The organism is Pseudomonas sp. OTU750018 (assembly GCF_011636575.1).
GTDB lineage: Bacteria > Pseudomonadota > Gammaproteobacteria > Pseudomonadales > Pseudomonadaceae > Aquipseudomonas > Aquipseudomonas peli.
Genome location: NZ_JAAPAU010000002.1, coordinates 167,202 through 188,280 on the forward strand (window position 1 = coordinate 167,202; position 21,079 = coordinate 188,280).

The following is a 21,079-nucleotide window of genomic DNA, read 5'->3' on the forward strand; positions in this document are numbered from 1 at the left end:
TCAACCCTCCCGGCTTTCGAAGTCGATGCGCGGATCGACCAGGGTGTAGGTAATGTCGCCGATCAATTTCACCACCAGGCCCAGCAACGTGAAGATAAACAGGGTGCCGAACACCACCGGGTAATCGCGGTTGATCGCGGCCTCGAAACTCATCAGGCCCAGGCCATCGAGGGAGAAGATCACCTCGATCAGCAAGGAGCCGGTAAAGAAGATGCCGATAAAGGCCGCCGGGAAGCCGGCGATGATGATTAGCATGGCGTTGCGGAACACATGGCCGTAGAGCACGCGGTTGTTGCTCAGGCCCTTGGCGCGAGCTGTGACCACGTACTGCTTGTTGATCTCATCGAGAAAGCTGTTTTTGGTCAGCAGCGTCAGGGTGGCGAAGTTGCCGATCACCAGCGCCGTGACGGGCAGCGCCAGGTGCCAGAAATAGTCGAGCAGCTTGCCGGTAAAGCTCAGCTCGTCGAAATTGTTCGACGTCAGCCCGCGCAGCGGGAACCAGTCCCAGTAGCTGCCGCCAGCAAACAGCACGATCAGCAGAATGGCGAAGAGGAAGGCGGGGATGGCATAACCGACGATGATCGCCGAACTGGTCCAGACGTCGAAGGCGCTGCCGTGGCGAGTGGCCTTGGCAATGCCCAGCGGGATCGACACCAGGTACATGATCAGTGTGCTCCACAGCCCCAGGGAGATCGACACTGGCATCTTCTCGATGATTAGGTCGATGACCTCCGCATCGCGAAAGAAGCTCGAGCCGAAGTCCAGCTGCGCGTAGCTCTTGAGCATCAGCCAGAAGCGTTCCGGGGCGGATTTATCGAAGCCGTACATGCGCTCAATTTCTGCCACCAGCTCGGGGTCCAGGCCCTGGGCGCCGCGGTAGTTGGAACCGGCCACCGAAACTTCGGCACCGCCGCCGGCAATCCGGCTGGTAGCGCCGTCAAAGCCTTCCAGCTTGGCGATCATCTGCTCGACCGGGCCACCGGGGGCGGCCTGGATGATGATGAAGTTGATCAGCAGAATGCCGAACAGCGTGGGGATGATCAGCAGCAGCCGACGAAAGATATACGCCAGCATCTTATTGCTCCACGTCTACGGCGGGGTGAGCGGCAGCTTCGTCGGCTACGGCTTCAGGTGATTTCTCGCGGGCCCACCAGGTGTGCAGGCCTATGTCGTATTTCGGGCTTATTTCCGGGTGCTCAAAGCGGTTCCAGTAGGCTACGCGCCAGGTCTTGATATGCCAGTTGGGCACCACGTAATGGCCCCACAGCAGCACACGGTCGAGGGCACGGGTGTGGGTGATCAGGCTCTGGCGCGAGTCGGCGTTGATCAGCCCCTCGACCAGGCTGTCCACGGCCGGGTCTTTCAGGCCAATAAAGTTACGGCTGCCAGGGTTGTCGGCGCTGCTGGAGTGCCAGTATTCGCGCTGCTCGTTGCCGGGGGAGTTGGACTGACCAAAGCCGCCGACGATCAGATCAAAGTCGCGTGAACGCAGGCGGTTGATGTACTGGGACACGTCAACGCGGCGGATCACCAGTTCGATGCCCAGGTCAGCCAGGTTCCGTTTGAACGGCAGCAGGACGCGTTCGAATTCGGTTTGCGCCAGCAGGAACTCGAAGCTCACCGGTTTGCCTGTGCTGTCGAGCATCTGATCGCCATCCACGCGCCAGCCGGCTTCCTGCAGCAACTGATAAGCGCGGCGTTGTTGCTCACGAATGATGCCGCTGCCATCGGTGACAGGGGGGTGGTACTCGTCGGTAAATACCTGGGGCGGAATCTGCACGCGCAGCGGCTCAAGCAGCTTCAACTCATCTACGGACGGTAGGCCGACTGAGGCCAGTTCCGAGTTGTCGAAGTAGCTGCGCGTACGCGTGTAGGCGCCGTTGAACAGCTGGCGGTTTGCCCACTCGTAATCGAACAGCAGGCCCAGGGCTTCACGCACGCGGCGGTCCGTGAACAACGGGCGGCGGGTGTTGAAGATAAAGCCCTGCATGCCCGTTGGGTTGTGGTTGGCGATTTCTTCCTTGATCAGCTGGCCATTGGCAACTGCGGGGGTGTTGTAGGCGGTGGCCCAGTTCTTTGCGCTGGTTTCCAGCCAATAGTCGAATTGCCCAGCCTTGAGTGCTTCAAGGGCGACGGTGTTGTCGCGGTAATAGTCGATTTCCAGGGTGTCGAAATTGTAGAACCCGCGATTGACCGGCAAGTCCTTGCCCCACCAGTCCTTGACCCGCTCATAGCGAATCGAACGGCCGGCCTGCACGTCCGCCACCTTGTAAGGCCCACTGCCCAGTGGCACATCGAGGTTGCCTTTACTGAAGTCACGCTCGGCCCACCAGTGCTTTGGCAATACCGGCAATTGGCCGACGATCAGCGGCAGCTCACGGTTCCCAGCCTGTTTGAAGACAAAACGGACACGCTGGGGGCTTTCGACCTCGACCTTTTCGACATCGGCGTAGTAGCCGCGGTACATCGGTGCACCTTTGCTCATCAGCGTATCGAAGCTGAACTTGACGTCTTCGGCGGTCACCGGCTGACCGTCGTGGAAGCGTGCCTCGGGGCGCAGGTAGAAGCGTACCCAAGCGTTGTCCGGGGCTTTCTCGATCTTTTCTGCGAGCAGACCGTATTCGGTAAAGGGTTCATCCAGACCATGGCGTGTCAGGGTGTCGTAGATCATGCCGATATCGTCGGCCGGCACGCCCTTGTTAATGAATGGGTTGAGGCTATCGAAGCCGCCAAAACCGGCCTGACGCAGGGTGCCGCCTTTGGGCGCATCCGGGTTTACGTAGTCGAAGTGCTTGAAGTTAGCCGGGTACTTGGGAGGCTCGTCGTACAGGGTTTGTGCGTGCTTGGGGCCGGCCAGGGCCATGCTGGCAACGCCAAGCAGGGCAATGCCACTGACGTGGATTAACAGGGCGCGCAATGCATGGGTCATTCAGCGTTCTCCATGGATTTCAGCCACCAGGTACGCAGGCCCAGGGTGTAGGGCGGCGTGGTGACGAAGGCAAATCGGTTGCGGTAAGCCAGGCGGTGGTAATCGATATACCAGTTCGGGATGCTGTAGTGCTGCCACAACAGTACCCGGTCAAGGGCGCGGGTGGCGGCGATCTGCTCGTCGCGGCTCTGCGCCGAAAGCAGTTTTTCGATCATGGCGTCGACCACCGGGTGGGTAACCCCCGCATAGTTTCTGCCGCCTTTGACCTTGGCCTGAGACGAGTGGAAATACAGCGACTGTTCAAGGCCAGGGCTGAGGGTTTGCGGCAGGGTCAGCAGAATCATGTCGAAGTCGTATTGGTCTAGGCGCTGCTTGTATTGGGCGCGGTCGACGGTGCGCAGGTTGGCCTGGATACCAATGCTGGCGAGATTTTCGGTAAAGGGCTGCAAAATGCGTTCAAGGTTCGGGTTGACCAGCAATATTTCAAAGCGCAGCGGCTGCCCCTCACTGTTGAGCAGGCGTTGGCCGGAAGGCTTCCAACCGGCTTCGGCCAATAGACCGAGGGCGCGGCGCAAGGTTTCCCGCGGGATACCCCGGCCATCGGTCTGCGGCATGCTGAATGGTTCGCTGAACAGGCGCGCCTGCAACTGTTTGCGGTAGGGCGAGAGCAACAGCCACTCGGCGCCCTCTGGTTTGCCGCTGGCTGAGAACTCGCTGTTGGGGTAATAACTTTTGGCGCGGGTGTAGGAACTGTTGAACAGTGCGCGGTTAGCCCACTCGAAGTCGAACATCAGGCCCAGGGCTTCGCGTACCTGGCGGTCAGCAAACACCTCGCGGCGGGTGTTCATAAACAGCGCCTGGGTCTGGGTCGGGATCTGGTGCGGAATCTCGGCGCGGATCACTTCGCCACGGCTCAATGCCGGGAAGCGATAGCCATTGGCCCAGTTCTTCGCCTGCTGTTCGATATAAATGTCGAATTCACCGGCCTTGAACGCCTCGAACGCCACATGGCTGTCGCGGTAGAACTCCACGTCGACCTGGTCAAAATTGTACTTGCCGCGGTTGACCGGCAATTTGGCACCCCACCAGTCCTTAACCCGCTCAAAGCGCAGGCTGCGCCCGGGGCTGACTTGGGTAATTCGGTAAGGGCCACTGCCCAGCGGCGGCTCATAAGTGGTGGCCTTGAAGTCGCGACCTTTCCAGTAGTGCTGCGGCAGCACCGGCAATTCACCGAGGCGCAGGATGAGAAGAGAGTTGCCGGCACGCTTGAGAACAAAACGGATGCTGTGGCGGTTGAGAATATCGACTCGCTTCACTTCCTGCAGGTTGGTGCGGTACTGCGGGTGACCGTCCTTGAGCAGCAGGCGGTAGGAGAAGGCCACGTCATAGGCAGTGATCGGTTTGCCGTCGTGAAAGCGCGCTTCGCGGCGTAGGTTGAACACCACCCAGCTACGGTCATCACTGTATTCCACTGATTCGGCGATCAGGCCGTAACTGGATGCCGGCTCATCACCGGACGGGTCATAGGCGCCGGTACCGACCATCAACGGCGCGTTCAGCTCGTTGACCCCGTACTGCAGAAAATTGGCCGTGCTGATCGGGCTGCTGCCCTTGAAGGTGTAAGGGTTGAGCGTGTCGAACGTGCCGTTGGCCATCATCCGCAGCGTGCCGCCTTTGGGGGCTTCCGGATTGACCCAGGCGAAATGGGTGAAGCTGGCGGGATACTTCAGCTCGCCAAACTGGGCGTAACCGTGGCTTTTATACAGAGTGGCCCAGGCAGATGAACTGATGGCCATGCAGAGAAGTAACGAGAGGAGGGGACGTATCAAGTGAAATATCCGATCCGTGGCGTCTTGTGGGCTGCTGGTCAGGCACATTAACAGCTTGTATCGGCTGGAAAAAGGGTAGGTTCGACAGCCGTTGATGGCGGCACTTTGACTACACTCAAGTGATCCACTGCGAGGGCATCATTTTGCTAACAGCCTGCCATGGTTTGCAGTCATGGATCGATCGCTTCAACCAAGCCGAATTACCCGCCCTGGCTGCGGTGGTGCAGGATCTGCATCGTTTGACCCTGGGTGACAAATCGTCCGTGCAGCAACTGGCAGACGTTCTGCTACGCGACGCGGCCTTGACCACCAAGGTGCTGCGTATCGGCAATAGTGTCTACTACAACCCCTCGCAGGAGCCTATTCGCACGATTTCCCGGGCAATCGTGCTGATTGGCTTCGACAACGTACGGCAGATCGGCCTGTCGGTCAGCCTGATCGACGGCCTGCTGGCACGCAGCTCCCGCGATCAGCTTGCTGAACTGTTGGCACGCTCGTTTCACGCCGCCGTGCAAGCGCGCAATATCGCCGGCTACGTGCTGACGAAAAATGATGAGGAAGTGTTTATCGCCGCCTTGTTACATAACGTCGGTGAGCTGGCGTTCTGGGGCTGCGCCGGCGATGCGGCCGATGACCTGGCAAGTGCTCTGGCGCAACCTGGAATCGATGTGGACGAGCTGGTGATGCAACAACTGGGCACCAGTTTCCGTCAGCTCAGTTTGGCGCTGGTAAAAAGCTGGAACCTGGGCGACACCGTCAGCCTGGCGCATCAGTCCACCAGCCAGAATGACCCGGCCGTCAAAGCCGTGACCCTAGGGGCAAAGATTAGTCAGGCCGCGCTGGATGGCTGGGATACTCCAGTAATGGAGACGCTGGTAGGGCAGTTGGCCAGTTTCATCGGTGTGACCCCTCAAGAAGCCATGCAGCAGGTGCTGGCCAGCGCTGAGGAAACCGTGAAGATGGCGGCAACCTTTGGCGCCAGTCAGCTGTGCAAGCTGATCCCCAATACCGACCCGGAGCAGATTCGTCTGCAGCAGGAGCAACGTAAGGCACGCCTGCTACAGCCCAACTTGCTGGTTTTGCAGCAAGCGCTGCAGGACCTTGGCTTGATGGTTTCGCGCCGTGGTGATCTGGGTATGGTGCTCGATACCTTGTTCAAGGGGCTTCATCTGGGCGCGGGGCTAGAGCGCATCATGCTGGTGGTGCTGTCAGATGGGCAGAGTTGTTTCCGCTGCAAGCGTGTGATGGGCGAGGGAACGGCCGGTTGGGCCCATGATTTTATTTTGCCGGTTGAACAAACCGAACAGCCGCATATTTTCAGTTATGCCCTGCGCAACAAAGAGGCCCTCTGGATGGGGGTGCCGGCCAGTTACAACCTGAATGAGTTGGTCACTCAACCGATTCGCCAACGTCTAGGGCAGGGGATGTTCTTTATTGCCCCCCTGTTGGCCGGCACCCGTGAAATTGGCTTGCTGTATGCCGACAGTCGGGTATCGGGGCGGGCCTTGAAGCACGAGCAGTTTGTCGCCTTTCAGCGTTTTACCCAGTTGACCGGGCGTTGCCTGGAGGCGATGAGCAAGAAGGCGTGATCAGTTTAGGCTGTACAGGGTCAAGGTCTGCCCTGGCTTGAGCGCTTTGCCAGCTTTGGGATTCCAGCTCTGCAGGCTCTTCATCGGCACCTTGAAGCGCTTGGCGATCAGGTACAGCGAGTCACCCTGGCGCACCTTGTAGTAGGTTGCGTTCTGCCGCCGTGGGGCGCTGCCACTGCTGCCGCTTGCACCGCTGAGTTGGCTGCCGGCTTGTAAGGTGAGCACTTGACCGACACGCAAGCTGTTGCCGGAAAGCTTATTCCAGCGCTGCACATCCTTGACGGCGACCTGGTGGTTTTTGGCGATCTGCCAGAGGTTGTCACCGTTTTTCACCCGATAGGTACGGCTGGGGGCACTGTGGGCCACGCTGCGTTGGAATACCGGTTCGCGCGCAGGTACACCCGGTTGCGCGGGGATACTCAGGACCTGGCCAATGCGCAGGTTATTGCTTGAAAGCTTGTTGATGTCTTTGAGGGTGTTCACAGTGAGCTGGTGCCGGTTGGCGATGGTGTGCAGGCTGTCACCGGAGCGTACGCGGTATTGCTGCCAGTCCACCTGCTCCTGAGGCTTCATCAAGGACAGGTTGGCGGTCAGCAACTCGGCTTTGTCAGTGGGTATCAGCAGGTGCTTAGGGCCGTCGAGGGTAATGCCTTTTTTGAACGCGGGATTAAGCAGGTACAGCTCGTCTTCATCCAGATCTGCCATGGCGGCGACACGCGCAAGGTCCATGCGCTGAGTGAAGGCAACCTTCTCGAAGTAGGGTTCATTGGCAATCGGCGCGAGGCTGACGCCGTAGGCTTGCGGCGTCATCACCACTTGCGAGAGGGCCAGCAGCTTGGGCACGTAATTCTGGGTTTCCACTGGCAGCGAGAGATTCCAGTAATCGGTCGGCAGACCGAGCTTCTGGTTGCGCTCAATCGCTCGGCTCACTCGGCCTTCGCCAGCGTTATAGGCTGCCAGGGCTAACAGCCAGTCGCCGTTGAACATTTCTTTTAGGCGCGTCAGATAGCTGATTGCCGCATCGGTCGAGGCCATTACATCGCGGCGGCCGTCGTACCAGTTGGTTTGGCGCAGGTTGAAGTTGCGCCCGGTGGACGGGATGAACTGCCACAGCCCAACCGCATGAGCATGGGAGTAGGCCAGCGGGTTGTAGGAGCTTTCGATCATCGGCAGCAGTGCCAGCTCCATCGGCATATTGCGCTGCTCCAGGCGCTCAACGATGAAGTGGATATAGGGGCTGCTGCGCTCGCCGGCTTTCTCGATAAACGTAGGGTTGCTGACGAACCACAGACGCTGTTGCTCGATACGCGGGTTGAGGGTGATGGTGTCCTGCAGTTGATAGCCGTTGCGCACCCGTTCCCAGATGTCTTTTGGTTCGTCGGGCGTAGAGGCGACGCCACTGTTGAGCCATTCCGGCTCTTGCTCAAGGCCAACCGCACGGTCAGTGTCGCGGCCACTGTCAGGGCGGTATTGGTTACTGGTCTGGCAGCCGGCCAGGGTTACGCACATGATCACCACAAGCGTCTGAGCGCTTTGTGCCAATGCCTTTAAATTCAAGGTCTTGCGTGGTGATAAGGGCATTGGCGGCGGTGTGCTTCCCGGCGAAAAGGTCGAGCGATTCTAGGAACCCGTCTGCCCTTGGTCAAGTTTTAACCAGTCTTTTGTGTGGTTGTCGAGGTTTAGAAATGGTCCTTCCAGGCGCGCAATGCCGCGAATACCTGAGCGGGAGTGCGATTTTCAGGCCCATCACGTTCAGTCATGCGGGCGACGACCGACGGTTGTGCGCTACGCAGAAAAGGGTTGGTAGCGCGCTCTAGGCCAATCGATGAAGGAAGGCTGATGTGCCCAGCTTCGCGCCATTGGCTGACTTGGGCCAGGCGTTGGTTGATGTCTGGATTATCGGGCTCAACGGCCGCGGCAAAGCGCAGGTTGCCCAAGGTGTATTCGTGGGTGCAGAACACTTGCGTTTGTTCGGGGAGGGCAGCCAGGCGACTGAGCGAGTGATGCATTTGCTCGGGGCTGCCTTCAAACAAGCGACCACAGCCGCCGGCAAACAACGTGTCACCACAAAATAGCCAGTGCAGCTCAGGCTGGATATAGGCGATATGCCCGAGTGTGTGTCCCGGCACTTCATAAATGTCGAATCGTTGGCCCAGCACTTCAGCCTGGTCGCCGTCGCGCAGCGCCAGGTCGCGCCCTGGAATTTTTTCGTTGGCCGGCCCCATTACTCGAGCACCGGTGGCCGCCTTCAGTCGTTCAATGCCGCCGACGTGATCGAAATGATGGTGGGTGATCAGAATATCGCTCAACTGCCAGCCTGGATTGGCCGCCAGCCAGGCCTCGACCGGCGCGGCGTCACCCGGGTCAACAACCGCGCAGCGGCGCTGCTTCAGGTCTTGCAGCAGCCATATATAGTTGTCGGAGAATGCGGGCAGGGCGTCGATTTTTATCATCAGTCGGTCGCTAAGCAGGGCACAAAGGTGCATCTTAGGGTGCAATGGCGATGCTGGCTATGCAGCACGGCCTGCTGCGCGTCAGCCCTGCTGCGTTAAAAACAGGCTCGGATGCGAGCCCAGTCGGAATGCTCATGTACAGAAGTACACTCCGCTTCCTCGCCTGTTCTTGCCTTGCAGGACTCTAGCTCGCGAGGTCGTGAGTAGACTCTAAGCTCCAGCTCGGTCGCGAATAATACGGGAGTAGCCCCTTATGTCCGATCACCCTTTTGCCCATGCAGACAGTGAATGGCTTGACCTAATTGCCTCAGCGCGCACTTGGCTGAGTGGCCCACTCGGGCAGTTGCTGCTGGAGCAGGAGCGGCAATTGCTGGAGGAAGAGCTGGCGCGCTTCTTTGGCGGTTACCTGGTGCATTACGGCCCAGCCGCCGAAACGCCGCCGGATGCTCAGCAGATTCAGCGCAGTGTGCGCCTGGGCGCGCCGTTCACGGGCGTGGACATTGTTTGTGAGGAGCAATCCTGGCCGCTCACCGAGCATGCTGCCGATGTTGTGGTGGTACAGCACGGCCTGGATTTCAGCCTGTCACCCCACGGTTTGCTCCGTGAGGCGGCGCGCAGCGTACGCCCAGGCGGTCATCTGCTGATCGTGGGCATCAACCCGATGAGCACCTGGGGTATGCGTCATTTCATAACACGCGATGCCTTGCGTCAGGCGCGCTGTATCGCGCCCAGTCGGGTCAGTGACTGGTTGCACCTGCTGGGTTTCGCGCTGGAGAAACGCCGCTTCGGGTGCTATCGTCCGCCGCTTTCTTCGCCGGCCTGGCAGGCGCGGTTGGCGGGGCTAGAACGTTTAGGCGCAGCGTGGCAGCCACCCGGTGGCGGTTTTTACGTGCTGGTGGCCCGTAAGCTGGTCGTGGGGCTGCGGCCATTGCGCCAACCCAACCGGCAGCCGGTAGGTAAATTGCTGCCGATGCCCGTGGCCAAAGTCAGCCGCCGCGAAACACCCCAGAAATAGCACCGGCCGGACTAATTGAGCGAGAGATTGCAGATACATGAGTGAACAGGTCGAGATCTACACCGACGGCGCCTGCAAAGGTAATCCTGGCGTGGGTGGCTGGGGAGCGTTATTGATTTGCAAGGGTGTAGAGAAGGAGCTGTGGGGCGGTGAGCCCAATACCACCAATAACCGCATGGAATTGATGGCGGCGATCTGCGCCTTGATCGCGCTTACCCGACCTTGCTCGGTGCGCCTGGTGACTGACTCGCAGTATGTGATGAAAGGCATCCAGGAGTGGATGCCGAACTGGAAGAAGCGTGGCTGGAAGACCGCCGCCAAGGAGCCAGTGAAAAACGCCGACCTTTGGCAGGCGCTGGACGAACAGGTCAATCGGCATAACGTTACCTGGCAGTGGGTGCGCGGTCATACCGGCCATCCGGGTAACGAGAAGGCCGATCAACTGGCCAACCGCGGTGTGGATGAAGTGAGGGCTAAGAAGCATGCGTAGCGTCGTACTCGATACCGAAACCACCGGTATGCCGGTGGCCGATGGTCACCGGATCATCGAAATCGGCTGTGTTGAACTGATCGGCCGGCGTCTGACCGGGCGGCACTTTCACGTTTACCTGCAGCCTGATCGCGAAATCGATGAAGGCGCGATTGCGGTGCACGGCATCACCAACGACTTTGTCAAAGACAAGCCGCGCTTCAAGGAAGTCGCCGATGAGTTCTTCGAATTCATCAAGGGCGCGCAGCTGATCATTCACAACGCGGCGTTCGACGTTGGCTTTATCAACAACGAGTTCGCCCTGATCAAGCAGGACGACCGCGCCGATATCAGCGAGCACTGCTCGATCCTCGACACCCTGATGATGGCCCGCGAGCGCCATCCAGGGCAGCGCAACAACCTCGATGCCCTGTGCAAACGCTATGGCGTTGATAACTCTGGTCGTGATCTGCACGGCGCTTTGCTCGACGCCGAGATTCTGGCTGACGTCTACCTGACCATGACCGGTGGACAGACCAATCTGTCCCTGGCTGGCGATGGTTCGGAAGGCGACAGCAATGGCCGTCAGCAGCCCAGTGCGATCCGCCGCCTGCCTGCTGAGCGCGCGCGTACGCGGGTGATCCAGGCCAGTGCTGCTGAGCTTGCCGAACATGCCGCGCGCCTGGCGATTATCGAAAAATCCGCTGGTGCGCCGCCGCTCTGGGTGCAAATGGAGCAGCCCAAGGCTGAGGTGTAGGAACGTCGCGAGTTATCCACTCGCGACCTTTTCGTACAGCGTCACGCAGAGGGGGTTCCGCCTGGCGGAGCCAGCCTCTACCCTGAGGCGATAGGCAGGCTCAGCCTGTCACACTCAGGGACGCCACAATGTATAAAGACCTAAAGTTCCCCGTCCTGATCGTGCACCGTGACATCAAGGCCGATACCGTGGCCGGTGACCGGGTGCGCGCCATCGCCCAAGAACTGGAGCAGGACGGCTTCAGCATTCTGTCTACCGCCAGCTCCGCCGAGGGGCGCATCGTCGCTTCCACGCACCACGGCCTGGCCTGCATCCTGGTCGCGGCCGAAGGTGCTGGTGAAAACAAGAACCTGCTGCAGGACATGGTTGAGCTGATCCGCATCGCCCGCCGTCGTGCGCCACAGTTGCCGATTTTTGCCCTCGGTGAGCAGGTGACCATCGAGAATGCGCCGGCTGAGGCCATGGTGGACCTCAATCAGTTGCGCGGCATCCTCTATCTGTTCGAAGACACCGTGCCGTTCCTGGCCCGCCAGGTGGCCCGCGCGGCGCGCAATTATCTGGATTGCCTGTTGCCGCCATTCTTCAAGGCGCTGGTGCAGCACACGGCGCAATCCAACTATTCCTGGCACACGCCCGGCCATGGCGGTGGTGTGGCCTATCGCAAGAGCCCGGTGGGGCAGGCGTTTCACCAGTTCTTCGGCGAAAACACCCTGCGTTCCGACCTCTCGGTGTCGGTGCCGGAGCTGGGTTCGTTGCTCGATCACACTGGCCCGCTCGCCGAGGCTGAAGCCCGCGCGGCGCGTAACTTTGGCGCCGATCACACCTATTTCGTGATAAACGGCACCTCGACTGCCAACAAAATCGTCTGGCACAGCATGGTCGGCCGGGATGACCTGGTGCTGGTGGATCGCAACTGCCATAAGTCGATCCTGCATTCGATCATCATGACTGGCGCGATTCCGCTGTACCTGTGCCCAGAGCGCAACGAGCTGGGCATCATCGGGCCGATTCCGCTGAGCGAATTCAGCCGTGAATCGATCCAGGCCAAGATCGATGCCAGCCCACTGGCACGCGGTCGTGTGCCGAGCAGCAGCGGGGCGATGGTCAAGCTGGTGGTGGTGACCAACTCGACCTACGACGGCCTTTGCTACAACGCAGAATTGATCAAGCAGACCCTGGGCAACAGCGTTGAAGTGCTGCATTTCGACGAGGCCTGGTATGCCTATGCAGCATTTCATGAGTTCTATGCCGGGCGTTACGGCATGGGCACCGCACGTACCGAAGCAGCGCCGCTGGTGTTTACCACGCACTCCACCCACAAATTGCTGGCCGCATTCAGCCAGGCTTCGATGATTCATGTGCAGGATGGCGGTGTGCGCCAATTGGATCGGGATCGCTTCAACGAAGCCTTTATGATGCACATCTCCACCTCGCCGCAGTACGGCATCATCGCCTCGCTGGATGTGGCTTCGGCGATGATGGAAGGTCCAGCAGGCCGCTCACTGATTCAGGAAACCTTCGATGAAGCGCTGAGCTTCCGTCGCGCCCTAGCCAACCTACGGCAGAACCTAAGTGCTGATGATTGGTGGTTTAGCATCTGGCAGCCGGCCAAAGCCGAAGGCACCGATGATGTGGTGACTCAGGATTGGCTGCTGCAACCGCAAGCCGACTGGCACGGGTTTGGTGAGGTGGCTGAAGACTATGTGCTGCTTGACCCGATCAAAGTCACGCTGGTCACGCCTGGACTGACCGCCGACGGCAAACTGGACGAGCGGGGCATTCCGGCTGCTGTGGTCAGTAAGTTCCTCTGGGAGCGTGGCTTGGTGGTGGAGAAGACCGGTCTGTATTCCTTCCTGGTGCTGTTCTCGATGGGCATTACCAAAGGCAAGTGGAGCACGCTGCTGACCGAGTTGCTGGAGTTCAAGCGCAGCTATGACGCCAACTTGCCGTTAAGCGATGTATTGCCGTCTATCGCCCAGGCTGGCAAGGCGTTTTATCAGGACATGGGGCTGCGTGACCTGTGTGATGCGCTGCATGCCTGCTACCGCGAAAACGCCACGGCCAAGGCACTCAAGCGTATGTACACGGTGCTGCCGGAAGTGGCGATCAAACCCGCTGATGCCTACAACCAACTGGTACGCGGCGAAGTCGAGGCGGTGCCGATTGAGCAGCTGGAGGGGCGGATCGCTGCGGTGATGCTGGTGCCCTATCCGCCAGGTATTCCGCTGATCATGCCAGGCGAGCGTTTTACTGCGCAGACGCGTTCGATCATTGATTACTTGGCCTTTGCCCGTACCTTTGACCGCAGCTTCCCTGGTTTCGATGCCGATGTGCACGGCCTGCAGCGTGAGAATGGCGTCTACACCGTGGACTGCATCAAGGCCTGATCCTGCTCTGGCCTGTACCTTTGCCCGGCGGCACCAGCGATATGCGCTGGTTTGCCGCCAGTCTTTCTCAGTAGATCAAGCGCTTATCGCGGATAAGTAAAAATTGAGCTTAACTTTGATGACGTGGCCTGCGTCACAGTGGCCAGCATCGACATTTGTCGGTTGGTTGTTATAGTTGCTCGATTTTTACCCTAATAAGATTCTACGCGCTCCGCGCCCTTGCTGAGGATGACTGCCGTGTCCGACTACAAAGCCTTTAATGTCGAGTTGGCAGATAAGGTCGCCCACGTGGTGATTAACCGCCCAGAAAAAGTCAACGCGATGAATGCGGACTTCTGGCGCGAGATTATCGAGATCTTCCGCTGGATTGATGACACCGATGAGGTGCGTGCGGTGGTGATCTCCGGGGCGGGCAAACATTTCTCCTCCGGCATTGACCTGATGATGCTGGCGTCGATTGGCAGCCAGCTGGGCTCGGATGTCGGTCGCAATGCCGAAAAGCTGCGGCGCAAGATTCTTGAACTGCAAGCCTCGTTCAACGCTGTAGACAATTGCCGTAAACCGGTGCTTGCAGCCATTCAAGGCTACTGCCTGGGCGGCGCGATTGATCTGATTTCGGCCTGTGACATGCGTTACTCGACGGTCGATGCGCAGTTCTCGATCAAGGAAATCGACATTGGCATGGCCGCCGACGTGGGTACGTTGCAGCGTCTGCCGCGCATCATTGGTGATGGCATGATGCGCGAGCTGGCCTTTACCGGCCGCACCATTGAGGGTGAGGAGGCGCGCAGCATTGGCCTGGTCAATCGTACCTATGCCGATGTCGATGCCTTGCTTGAGGGCGTGATGGGTATTGCCCGTGAGATCGCCAGCAAGTCGCCGGTCGCCATCCGTGGCACCAAGGAAATGATTCGCTACATGCGTGATCACCGTGTCGATGATGGTCTGGAATACATCGCCACCTGGAACGCCGCCATGCTGCAATCGGCCGATCTGCGGGTGGCCATGGCCGCTCATATGAGCAAACAGAAACCGGAGTTTGCCGACTGATGTTGCCCTTCCACCTGTCTTTTTTCCTAACGCGGGAGGCGCAATAGCTCATGGTTTCTGGAGCCACGTCGCTTAATCTGGTGCGCGATGAGTTGTTCGCCACCATGGAAGAGGCCGAGTCGAGCCTCGAACACTTTATCGCCGACCGTCACAACGGCAGTCTGTTGCAACAGGCCGTGGAAAACCTGCATCAGGTACGCGGCACGCTGAACCTGATTGAGCTGGCAGGTGCCGAGTTACTGGCCCAGGAAGTGCTGGATCAGGCCACTGATATTCCCGCCGGTGCCGGCGAAGAGCGCGATGCGCAGCTTTCCGCCCTGAGCAACGCATTGCATGTGCTGCGCCGTTATCTGGAAAACGTTGAAGCCCACCGTCAAGAAATGCCGGAGCTGTTGCTGCCGGCGATCAATGATCTCCGTCTGGCCGGCGGTCAGTCCGCCTTGCCAGAAAGCTTTTTCTTTAGCGTGCGCCTGGACCACGCCCGCCCGCGCACCTCGCCGCCCTCGGTTGATGGCGCTGCCCGTGAGAGCGAAGCGCGTCGTTTACGCCATATGTATCAAGTGGGGCTGCTGGGCTTTATCCGTGAGCAGAACCCGCAAGCCAGTCTCAAATTGATGGGGCGTGCACTGAGTCGTCTCGATAGCTTGTTTGCCAACGAGCCGCGCGGTCGCCTGTGCTGGGTTGGTGCAGCGGCTGTTGAGGCGCAGGTGGACGGTCAGCTGCTGGCGCGCAAGTCGCGTAAACAGCTGTTTTCGCGCATTGACCGCGAGCTCAAACAACTCTTCGTCAATGGGCAATACGAAGCGCCACGTGGGCTACTCAAAGAATTGCTCTACCTAGTGGCCTTGGCCGACAGCCGTGGGCCGCAAGCGACCGCCCTGAGTGAAGTGTTCGGTTTGACGCCGTTACCCTTTACCGATCACCTGCTGGAAGAGGAATACCAGCGCCTGGCAGGTCCCGGGCAGGCCGTAATGCGCTCGCTGAGCTCGGCGATCCGTGAGGAGCTCAACAGCGTCAAGGATATGCTTGACCTGATCGAGCGCGGCACCCTGCAAAGTGACAGTCTCAATAGCTTGCATGCCCTGCTTGGTAAGTTGAGTAAGACCTTGGGTATGGTTGGCCTCAGTTCGGCTGGCAACTCCCTAAACGCTCAACTGCAGACTGTCGCCAGCTGGAGCGAGGAGAGTGCGCCTCAACCGCAGGAGCTGCATAAACTGGCCGATGCGGTGCTGTACGTCGAAGGTATGGTTGCCAGTCTGGATCGCGGCGAGCGCCGTGAAGTAAGACCCACGCAGGCTCAGCCTGGCGAAGAAGCTGACTCCTTTGCGCTGCACCAGCTCAATGAGGCCCGTATTGTGGTGGTCGACGAGGCCCAAGCCGGGCTGGCTCTAGCCAAGCGGGCAATTACCGCCTACCTCGAATCGGGCGGCGAGCGCATGCATCTGTCGAATGTTCCGTTCAGTTTGCAAGCCGTTCGTGGTGGGCTGTGGTTCCTCGGTCAGGAACGCGCAGCCCAGTTGGTCGGTGCGTGCGCCGATTACATTCAACAGCATATGTTTGACGCGCCGCATATGCCGTCCGAGCAGATGTTGGAAACCCTCGCCGATGCCCTTAGCAGCCTTGAGTACTACCTCGAAGCCGGGGCGGTGATGCGTCCGGAAACCCAGCCCAGCGTGCTTGATCTCGCGGCAGAAAGCGTGCGTGCCCTGGGCATGCCGCTGGAGGTGTGAGCATGCTCCGCTGGCAACCTAAACTGCTAGACAGCCAGCAGCCTGGTGGCTGGGCGGTTGTGCATTGCAAACAGCATTTTCTAGCAGACAGCAACGGTGTGCTGTTTCCCCGTGAGTGGTTGAAAAAGCAGGATGTACCGATCATCGCTGAGCATGGCTTAGGCCACTTTGATGGCGATGCTGTTTATCTGCTGGAGTTGAGTCAGCCATTCGAGATGCCGGGCTGCGCCTGGCAGAGCCTTCGCCAATTTATGCTGCAAGGAGATGCCGATACCTTCAAGTTGCTCAGCTACGCCACCCAGATTGGCACTTGGGCCAGTCAGCATCGTTTCTGTGGCAGCTGTGGTGGATCGATGCAACATATGCCGGGCGAACGCGCGATGCACTGCGTACGCTGTGAGCTGCATCATTACCCGCGGCTTTCACCCAGCATGATTGTGCTGGTTACTCGCGGCGATGAGGTTCTGCTGGCGCGCTCGCCGCGCTTTGTGTCCGGGGTTTACAGCACTCTGGCAGGCTTCGTGGAGGCGGGGGAGTCGGTCGAGCATTGCGTAGCCCGTGAAGTACGCGAAGAGGTCGGGGTCGAGATCAAGAACCTGCAGTACCTGGGTAGCCAGGGTTGGCCGTTTCCGCATTCGCTGATGCTGGGCTTCCATGCTGAATACGCCAGTGGCGATATCGTCATGCAGGTCGATGAAATCGAGGATGCGCAGTGGTTCAGTGTGCATGACCTGCCGCCACTGCCGGCTTCGCGTTCGATTGCCCGTTATCTGATCGACGTCTATGTGGCGCGCCGTCTAGGTCAGCCCGAACCAGTGCTGCCAGGCTAAGCGCACGGTCAACGCCAAGACCACCAGGATAAATACCGGGCGGATAAACTTCGATCCGCCCTTGATCGCGGTGCGTGCCCCGAGAAACGCCCCGACCATCAACGCCAACCCCATGCAGATACCCAGCAGCCAGGCCACTTGTCCGCTGATGATAAACACGGTCAGTGCGCAGATATTGCTGACGAAGTTCATGCTGCGCGCCACGCCGCTGGCCTTGACCAGGTCGAGCGGATAGAGCAGCAGGCTACTGACCGTCCAGAAAGCGCCCGTACCAGGGCCTGCAACCCCATCATAGAAACCCAGGCTGAGGCTTTGTGGCCACTGCCGGCCTTTGGCAATCGGCGCTTCGGCAAGCAGCGGCGCATCCGGAGTTTTGCCAAACAGCAGGTACAAGCCGCAGCCAAATACCACGGCGGGTAGCAGTTGGTTCAACCACTCCGACGGCAGCCATTGCGCCATCGCGGCTCCGAGAAGCGCGCCGACGGCCGTGCCAATCAACGCGTTGCGCCATTGGCCGGGGTCGAACAATTTGCGCCGGTAGAAGGTGTAGCTGGCAGCAGCCGAGCCAAAGGTCGAACTGAGTTTGTTGGTGCCCAGAGCAAGGTGCGGCGGTAGGCCGGCCGTCAGCAGCGCCGGGATGGTCAGCAGACCGCCACCGCCGGCAATTGCATCGATAAAGCCAGCAATAAACGCGACCAAGGCGAGAATTGCCAGTGTGCTTAGATCAACGCTGAGTTCAAACGGGAAAGCCATTTAAAAACACGTCCTGTGTCTAATTGTGGTGTTCTCTGGCTGTTCTATAGCCAGGTAGCTGCGCATAATGCCGGCAATCTCACGCATAAGGAATGCACAGCAATGCAATACGGCGGACTGGCATGGGCAACGGCATTGCTAGGGTTATTGGCGGCGTTTGTTGCGGCGCGCATCCTGTTCAATCGTCACTGGTTTCTCGGTTGGTTGCGTGGCACCTGCGGCCTGGCATTTCTCGCCTTGGCGGCGCTGATTGGTCTGTTGGCCAACGATTTGCGCAGCTACGCAGCAATTCCTGAAGGTAAGCCGCTGGCGACGTTGAGCTTCAAGGCTGACGGCCCGCTGTATCGCGTCAGTGTGCTGGAGGGCGGTCGTGAGCGCACACTGACCATGGAGGGTGACCTCTGGCAGCTGGATGCGCGATTTCTGCAGTGGAAGGGGCTGGCCGAGTTGATTGGTTTGCAGCCAGGTTATCGCCTGGAAAAGCTCTCGGGGCGTTTTCTTTCCATCGAACAGCAGAGCCTGGCGCAGCATACCCGTGTCGAGCTGGCGCACAGCCTTTATGGCATCGATCTTTGGCGCTGGCTGCGGCTGGGCCAGCATGATCTGTTTATCTTCGATCCACAGGCGCGCCGGGTAACGTACCTGCCGCTGGCCGATGAGGCGGTGTACAGCATCAACCTTACACCTGCTGGCTTGCTCGCCGAGCCAATGAATCCGGCGGCCAAGCAGGCGCTGAAGGACTGGCAGTAAATTCCAGACTGCAAAAAAGGGACCCGAGGGTCCCTTTTTTATTGGATTGGCTATCTCAGGAGAGGAAGCCGCCATCCACATTCAATGCCACGCCGGTGGTGTAGCTGGAGGCATCGCTGGCCAGGTACAGCACGGTGCCAGCCATTTCACTCGGATCAGCCACACGCTTGAGCGGGATGCGCTGCAAGGCGACTTTGAGGATGGCATCGTTCTTGGTCAGCGCTGAGGCGAACTTGGTGTCAGTCAGGCCTGGCAGCAGGGCGTTGCAGCGAATGCCGAACTGCGCGCATTCCTTGGCGAAGACCTTGGTCATGCTGATGACGGCAGCTTTGGTGACCGAGTAAATACCTTGGAATTCACCCGGCGAAACGCCGTTGATCGAGGCCACGTTGATGATGCTGCCACCACCGTTGGCCTTCATCAGTTTGCCGCCCTCGATGGACATGAAGTAGTAACCGCGAATGTTCACATCAACGGTCTTCTGGAACGCGCCCAGGTCGGTGTCGAGCACGTTGCAGAACTGCGGGTTGGTGGCGGCGTTGTTGACCAGTACGTCGAGACGGCCGAATTGCTCTTTGATCTGCGCGAAGACGTTGCTGATCTGCTCCATCTCGCCAATGTGGCAGGCAATTGCCGTGGCCTTACCGCCGTCAGCGATAATGGCATCCGCGACTTTTTGGCAGTCGTCGATCTTACGGCTCGAAACGATGACGTGAGCGCCTTGTTGGGCCAGCAGTTTGGCAATGGCCTCGCCGATGCCACGGCTGGCGCCGGAAACGAAAGCGATCTTGCCGTCGAGGTCGAACAGATGGGTCTTGGACATGGGCTTTTCCTTTCTTATGAGATGCCTGTTCGGCCGTTTACAGCTGCGATTTATTGATGACCTGCAGGCTCATCTGCTCCAGCAGCTTGTTCATGTGAATGAACTGCGCGAAGCGTTTGTCCTGAGTCTGGCCATGGAAGTAGCGGTAGTAGATCTGCTGCACGATGCCGGCCAGGCGGAACAAGCCGTAGGTGTAGTAGAAGTCGATGCTCTTGATCTCGATGCCTGAGCGCTCAGCGTAGTAGTCGGCGAACTGCTGGCGAGTCAGCATGCCAGGGGCGTTGCTTGGCTGGCGGCGCATCATCTGAATTGGCGCCGAGTCGCCGGCTTCGATCCAGTAGGCGAGGGTATTGCCCAGATCCATCAGCGGATCGCCGATGGTGGTCAGCTCCCAGTCCAATACGCCGATAATTTGACTTGGGTTCTGCGGGCTGAGGATGACGTTATCGAAGCGGTAGTCGTTGTGCACGATACCGGGCTTGTGGTGGTCGGCAGGCATCTTGTCCTTGAGCCAGGTCTTGACCGGCTCCCACAACGGTGCGTCGGGGGTCAGCGCCTTGTCGTAGCGATCACTCCAGCCGCCGATCTGCCGCTGCACATAGCCCTCAGGCTTACCCAGGTCACCCAGGCCGCAGGCTTGATAGTCGACGTTGTGCAGTTCGACCATCTTGTCGATAAAGCTCTTGCACAGCTCGCGGGTCTGCTCGGCGCTGAAGTTCAGCTCCGCTGGCATCTCCGAACGCAGGATGATGCCGTTGACCCGTTCCATGACATAGAACTCGGCACCGATCACCGACTCGTCGGTGCAGTGCACGAAGGCTTTCGGGCAGTAAGGAAAACCGGCGTTGAGCTGATTGAGGATGCGGTACTCGCGGCCCATGTCGTGAGCCGATTTGGCTTTGTGGCCGAAGGGCGGACGACGCAGTACAAATTCCTGGTTGGGGTATTCGAGCAGATAGGTCAGGTTCGAGGCGCCGCCAGGAAACTGGCTGATGCGCGGCTCGCCTGCCAAGCCAGGGATATGCGCCTTGAGGTACTGGTCGATGACCGCAGCGTCGAGTTCTTCGCCTTCGCGGATTCGGGTGGACTGGTCAGTAAGCGCCATGTTTATCCCTTCTGCTTATGATGGGTGCCTAAGATAATTAGCTAATCTAATGCTGCAGCTTGCTGCTCACAAGGAATACCCGCCGTTATAGGTGGGCGTGTTGCTACCCAATCAAGCTGCCTGATTGGTCATTCAAGCTTAGTTTTTAGCCATAAAACAATGGTCGGGAGCCAGTGTTAACGTCGCGTAGCGACGGCCCGTAGGGTGGCCGCCATGGATGGCGGCCATAAAAAAACCGGAGTCAATGACTCCGGTTTTTGGTGCCGCGCAGTTGCTTTACCGCTTAAACCGGGAACAGCTCGCCCAGCTTCATGGCCAGCATCATGTCGCCTTCGGCGCGTAGTTTGCCGGACATGAACGCTTGCATACCGTCGGTTTCGCCGCTGGTGATGCCTTTCAGGGTCTCGGTGTCCATGATCAGGGTCACGTTGGCGTTGGCGTTGTCGCCTTTCTCAACGGCGCAGGTGCCGTCCTTGACGATCAGCGCGTAGTTCTCGCCGTCTTCGATGTTGAATTGAAACACCAGGTCCAGGCCTGCAGCGGCACCGGCGTTGAATTTGGACTGCATGGTATTGACGATGTCTGCAACGCTCATGGTTTCTTCCTTTTT

18 protein-coding genes are annotated in these 21,079 nt (G+C 59.1%); 9 read left to right on the top strand and 9 right to left on the bottom strand.

The window, feature by feature from the left end:
* From HCI85_RS09645 to HCI85_RS09655, 3 genes are read right to left on the bottom strand one after another with little or no spacing between them, the layout of a single operon-like run.
* Positions 1-1,074 (bottom strand): microcin C ABC transporter permease YejB, encoded by a 1,074-nt coding sequence (locus tag HCI85_RS09645; protein ID WP_160088426.1) that lies wholly within the window; start codon positions 1,072-1,074, stop codon positions 1-3.
* Between the two features lies 1 nt (position 1,075).
* Complete coding sequence (locus HCI85_RS09650) at positions 1,076-2,929, bottom strand: extracellular solute-binding protein (RefSeq protein ID WP_167144543.1); 1,854 nt, start codon at positions 2,927-2,929, stop codon at positions 1,076-1,078.
* A complete protein-coding gene (locus tag HCI85_RS09655; RefSeq protein ID WP_167145717.1) occupies positions 2,926-4,755 on the bottom strand; it encodes an extracellular solute-binding protein in 1,830 nt (609 codons plus the stop codon). The genes HCI85_RS09650 and HCI85_RS09655 overlap by 4 nt, the downstream gene beginning before the upstream one ends.
* Before the next feature lie 167 nt (positions 4,756-4,922).
* Here HCI85_RS09655 and HCI85_RS09660 point away from each other — a divergent pair, with 167 nt between their 5' ends.
* Entirely contained in the window at positions 4,923-6,347 is a 1,425-nt protein-coding gene (locus tag HCI85_RS09660) for an HDOD domain-containing protein (RefSeq protein ID WP_167144545.1), read from the top strand.
* Here the strand turns inward: HCI85_RS09660 and HCI85_RS09665 are convergent, their stop codons facing one another.
* Complete coding sequence (locus HCI85_RS09665) at positions 6,348-7,928, bottom strand: lytic transglycosylase domain-containing protein (protein ID WP_167144547.1); 1,581 nt, start codon at positions 7,926-7,928, stop codon at positions 6,348-6,350.
* 98 nt (positions 7,929-8,026) lie between these two features.
* Positions 8,027-8,800 carry a hydroxyacylglutathione hydrolase gene (gene gloB, locus HCI85_RS09670; protein WP_167144549.1) on the bottom strand — a complete coding sequence of 258 codons (774 nt, stop codon included), beginning with the start codon at positions 8,798-8,800 and terminating at the stop codon, positions 8,027-8,029.
* A 253-nt stretch (positions 8,801-9,053) separates the two neighbouring features.
* On the opposite strand from gloB, the gene HCI85_RS09675 reads away from it, so the two are divergent.
* The 7 genes from HCI85_RS09675 to nudC all read left to right on the top strand — a co-directional run bounded on the left by HCI85_RS09675 (position 9,054) and on the right by nudC (position 17,038).
* Positions 9,054-9,815 carry a class I SAM-dependent methyltransferase gene (locus HCI85_RS09675; RefSeq protein WP_167144551.1) on the top strand — a complete coding sequence of 254 codons (762 nt, stop codon included), beginning with the start codon at positions 9,054-9,056 and terminating at the stop codon, positions 9,813-9,815.
* A 37-nt stretch (positions 9,816-9,852) separates the two neighbouring features.
* Entirely contained in the window at positions 9,853-10,305 is a 453-nt protein-coding gene (rnhA, locus tag HCI85_RS09680) for a ribonuclease HI (RefSeq protein ID WP_090255849.1), read from the top strand.
* Positions 10,298-11,041 carry a DNA polymerase III subunit epsilon gene (gene dnaQ, locus HCI85_RS09685; RefSeq protein ID WP_167144553.1) on the top strand — a complete coding sequence of 248 codons (744 nt, stop codon included), beginning with the start codon at positions 10,298-10,300 and terminating at the stop codon, positions 11,039-11,041. The genes rnhA and dnaQ overlap by 8 nt, the downstream gene beginning before the upstream one ends.
* 128 nt (positions 11,042-11,169) lie before the next feature.
* Entirely contained in the window at positions 11,170-13,428 is a 2,259-nt protein-coding gene (locus HCI85_RS09690; protein ID WP_167144555.1) for an Orn/Lys/Arg family decarboxylase, read from the top strand.
* A gap of 237 nt (positions 13,429-13,665) precedes the next feature.
* The gene (locus HCI85_RS09695; protein ID WP_160086816.1) at positions 13,666-14,478 is read left to right on the top strand and encodes a crotonase/enoyl-CoA hydratase family protein; all 813 of its coding nucleotides are present in this window, start codon (positions 13,666-13,668) and stop codon (positions 14,476-14,478) included.
* Between the two features lie 50 nt (positions 14,479-14,528).
* Positions 14,529-16,208 (top strand): ferrous iron transporter B, encoded by a 1,680-nt coding sequence (locus tag HCI85_RS09700; RefSeq protein WP_167144557.1) that lies wholly within the window; start codon positions 14,529-14,531, stop codon positions 16,206-16,208.
* Between the two features lie 2 nt (positions 16,209-16,210).
* Entirely contained in the window at positions 16,211-17,038 is an 828-nt protein-coding gene (gene nudC / locus HCI85_RS09705; RefSeq protein ID WP_167144558.1) for an NAD(+) diphosphatase, read from the top strand.
* Here the strand turns inward: nudC and HCI85_RS09710 are convergent.
* Positions 17,006-17,791, bottom strand: coding sequence for a TSUP family transporter (locus HCI85_RS09710; RefSeq protein ID WP_167144559.1), 786 nt, complete (start codon positions 17,789-17,791; stop codon positions 17,006-17,008). The genes nudC and HCI85_RS09710 overlap by 33 nt on opposite strands.
* Before the next feature lie 102 nt (positions 17,792-17,893).
* On the opposite strand from HCI85_RS09710, the gene HCI85_RS09715 reads away from it, so the two are divergent.
* Positions 17,894-18,541, top strand: a complete 648-nt coding sequence (locus HCI85_RS09715) for a hypothetical protein (RefSeq protein ID WP_167144560.1) — start codon at positions 17,894-17,896, stop codon at positions 18,539-18,541.
* Positions 18,542-18,596: 55 nt separating this feature from the next.
* On the opposite strand, the gene HCI85_RS09720 is transcribed toward HCI85_RS09715, so the two are convergent.
* The 3 genes from HCI85_RS09720 to HCI85_RS09730 all read right to left on the bottom strand — a co-directional run bounded on the left by HCI85_RS09720 (position 18,597) and on the right by HCI85_RS09730 (position 21,064).
* A complete protein-coding gene (locus HCI85_RS09720; RefSeq protein ID WP_090255842.1) occupies positions 18,597-19,364 on the bottom strand; it encodes an SDR family oxidoreductase in 768 nt (255 codons plus the stop codon).
* A 37-nt stretch (positions 19,365-19,401) separates the two neighbouring features.
* The gene (locus HCI85_RS09725; RefSeq protein ID WP_167144561.1) at positions 19,402-20,469 is read right to left on the bottom strand and encodes a phosphotransferase family protein; all 1,068 of its coding nucleotides are present in this window, start codon (positions 20,467-20,469) and stop codon (positions 19,402-19,404) included.
* A gap of 283 nt (positions 20,470-20,752) precedes the next feature.
* Complete coding sequence (locus HCI85_RS09730; RefSeq protein WP_090255840.1) at positions 20,753-21,064, bottom strand: SCP2 sterol-binding domain-containing protein; 312 nt, start codon at positions 21,062-21,064, stop codon at positions 20,753-20,755.
* Positions 21,065-21,079 lie beyond the last annotated feature (15 nt).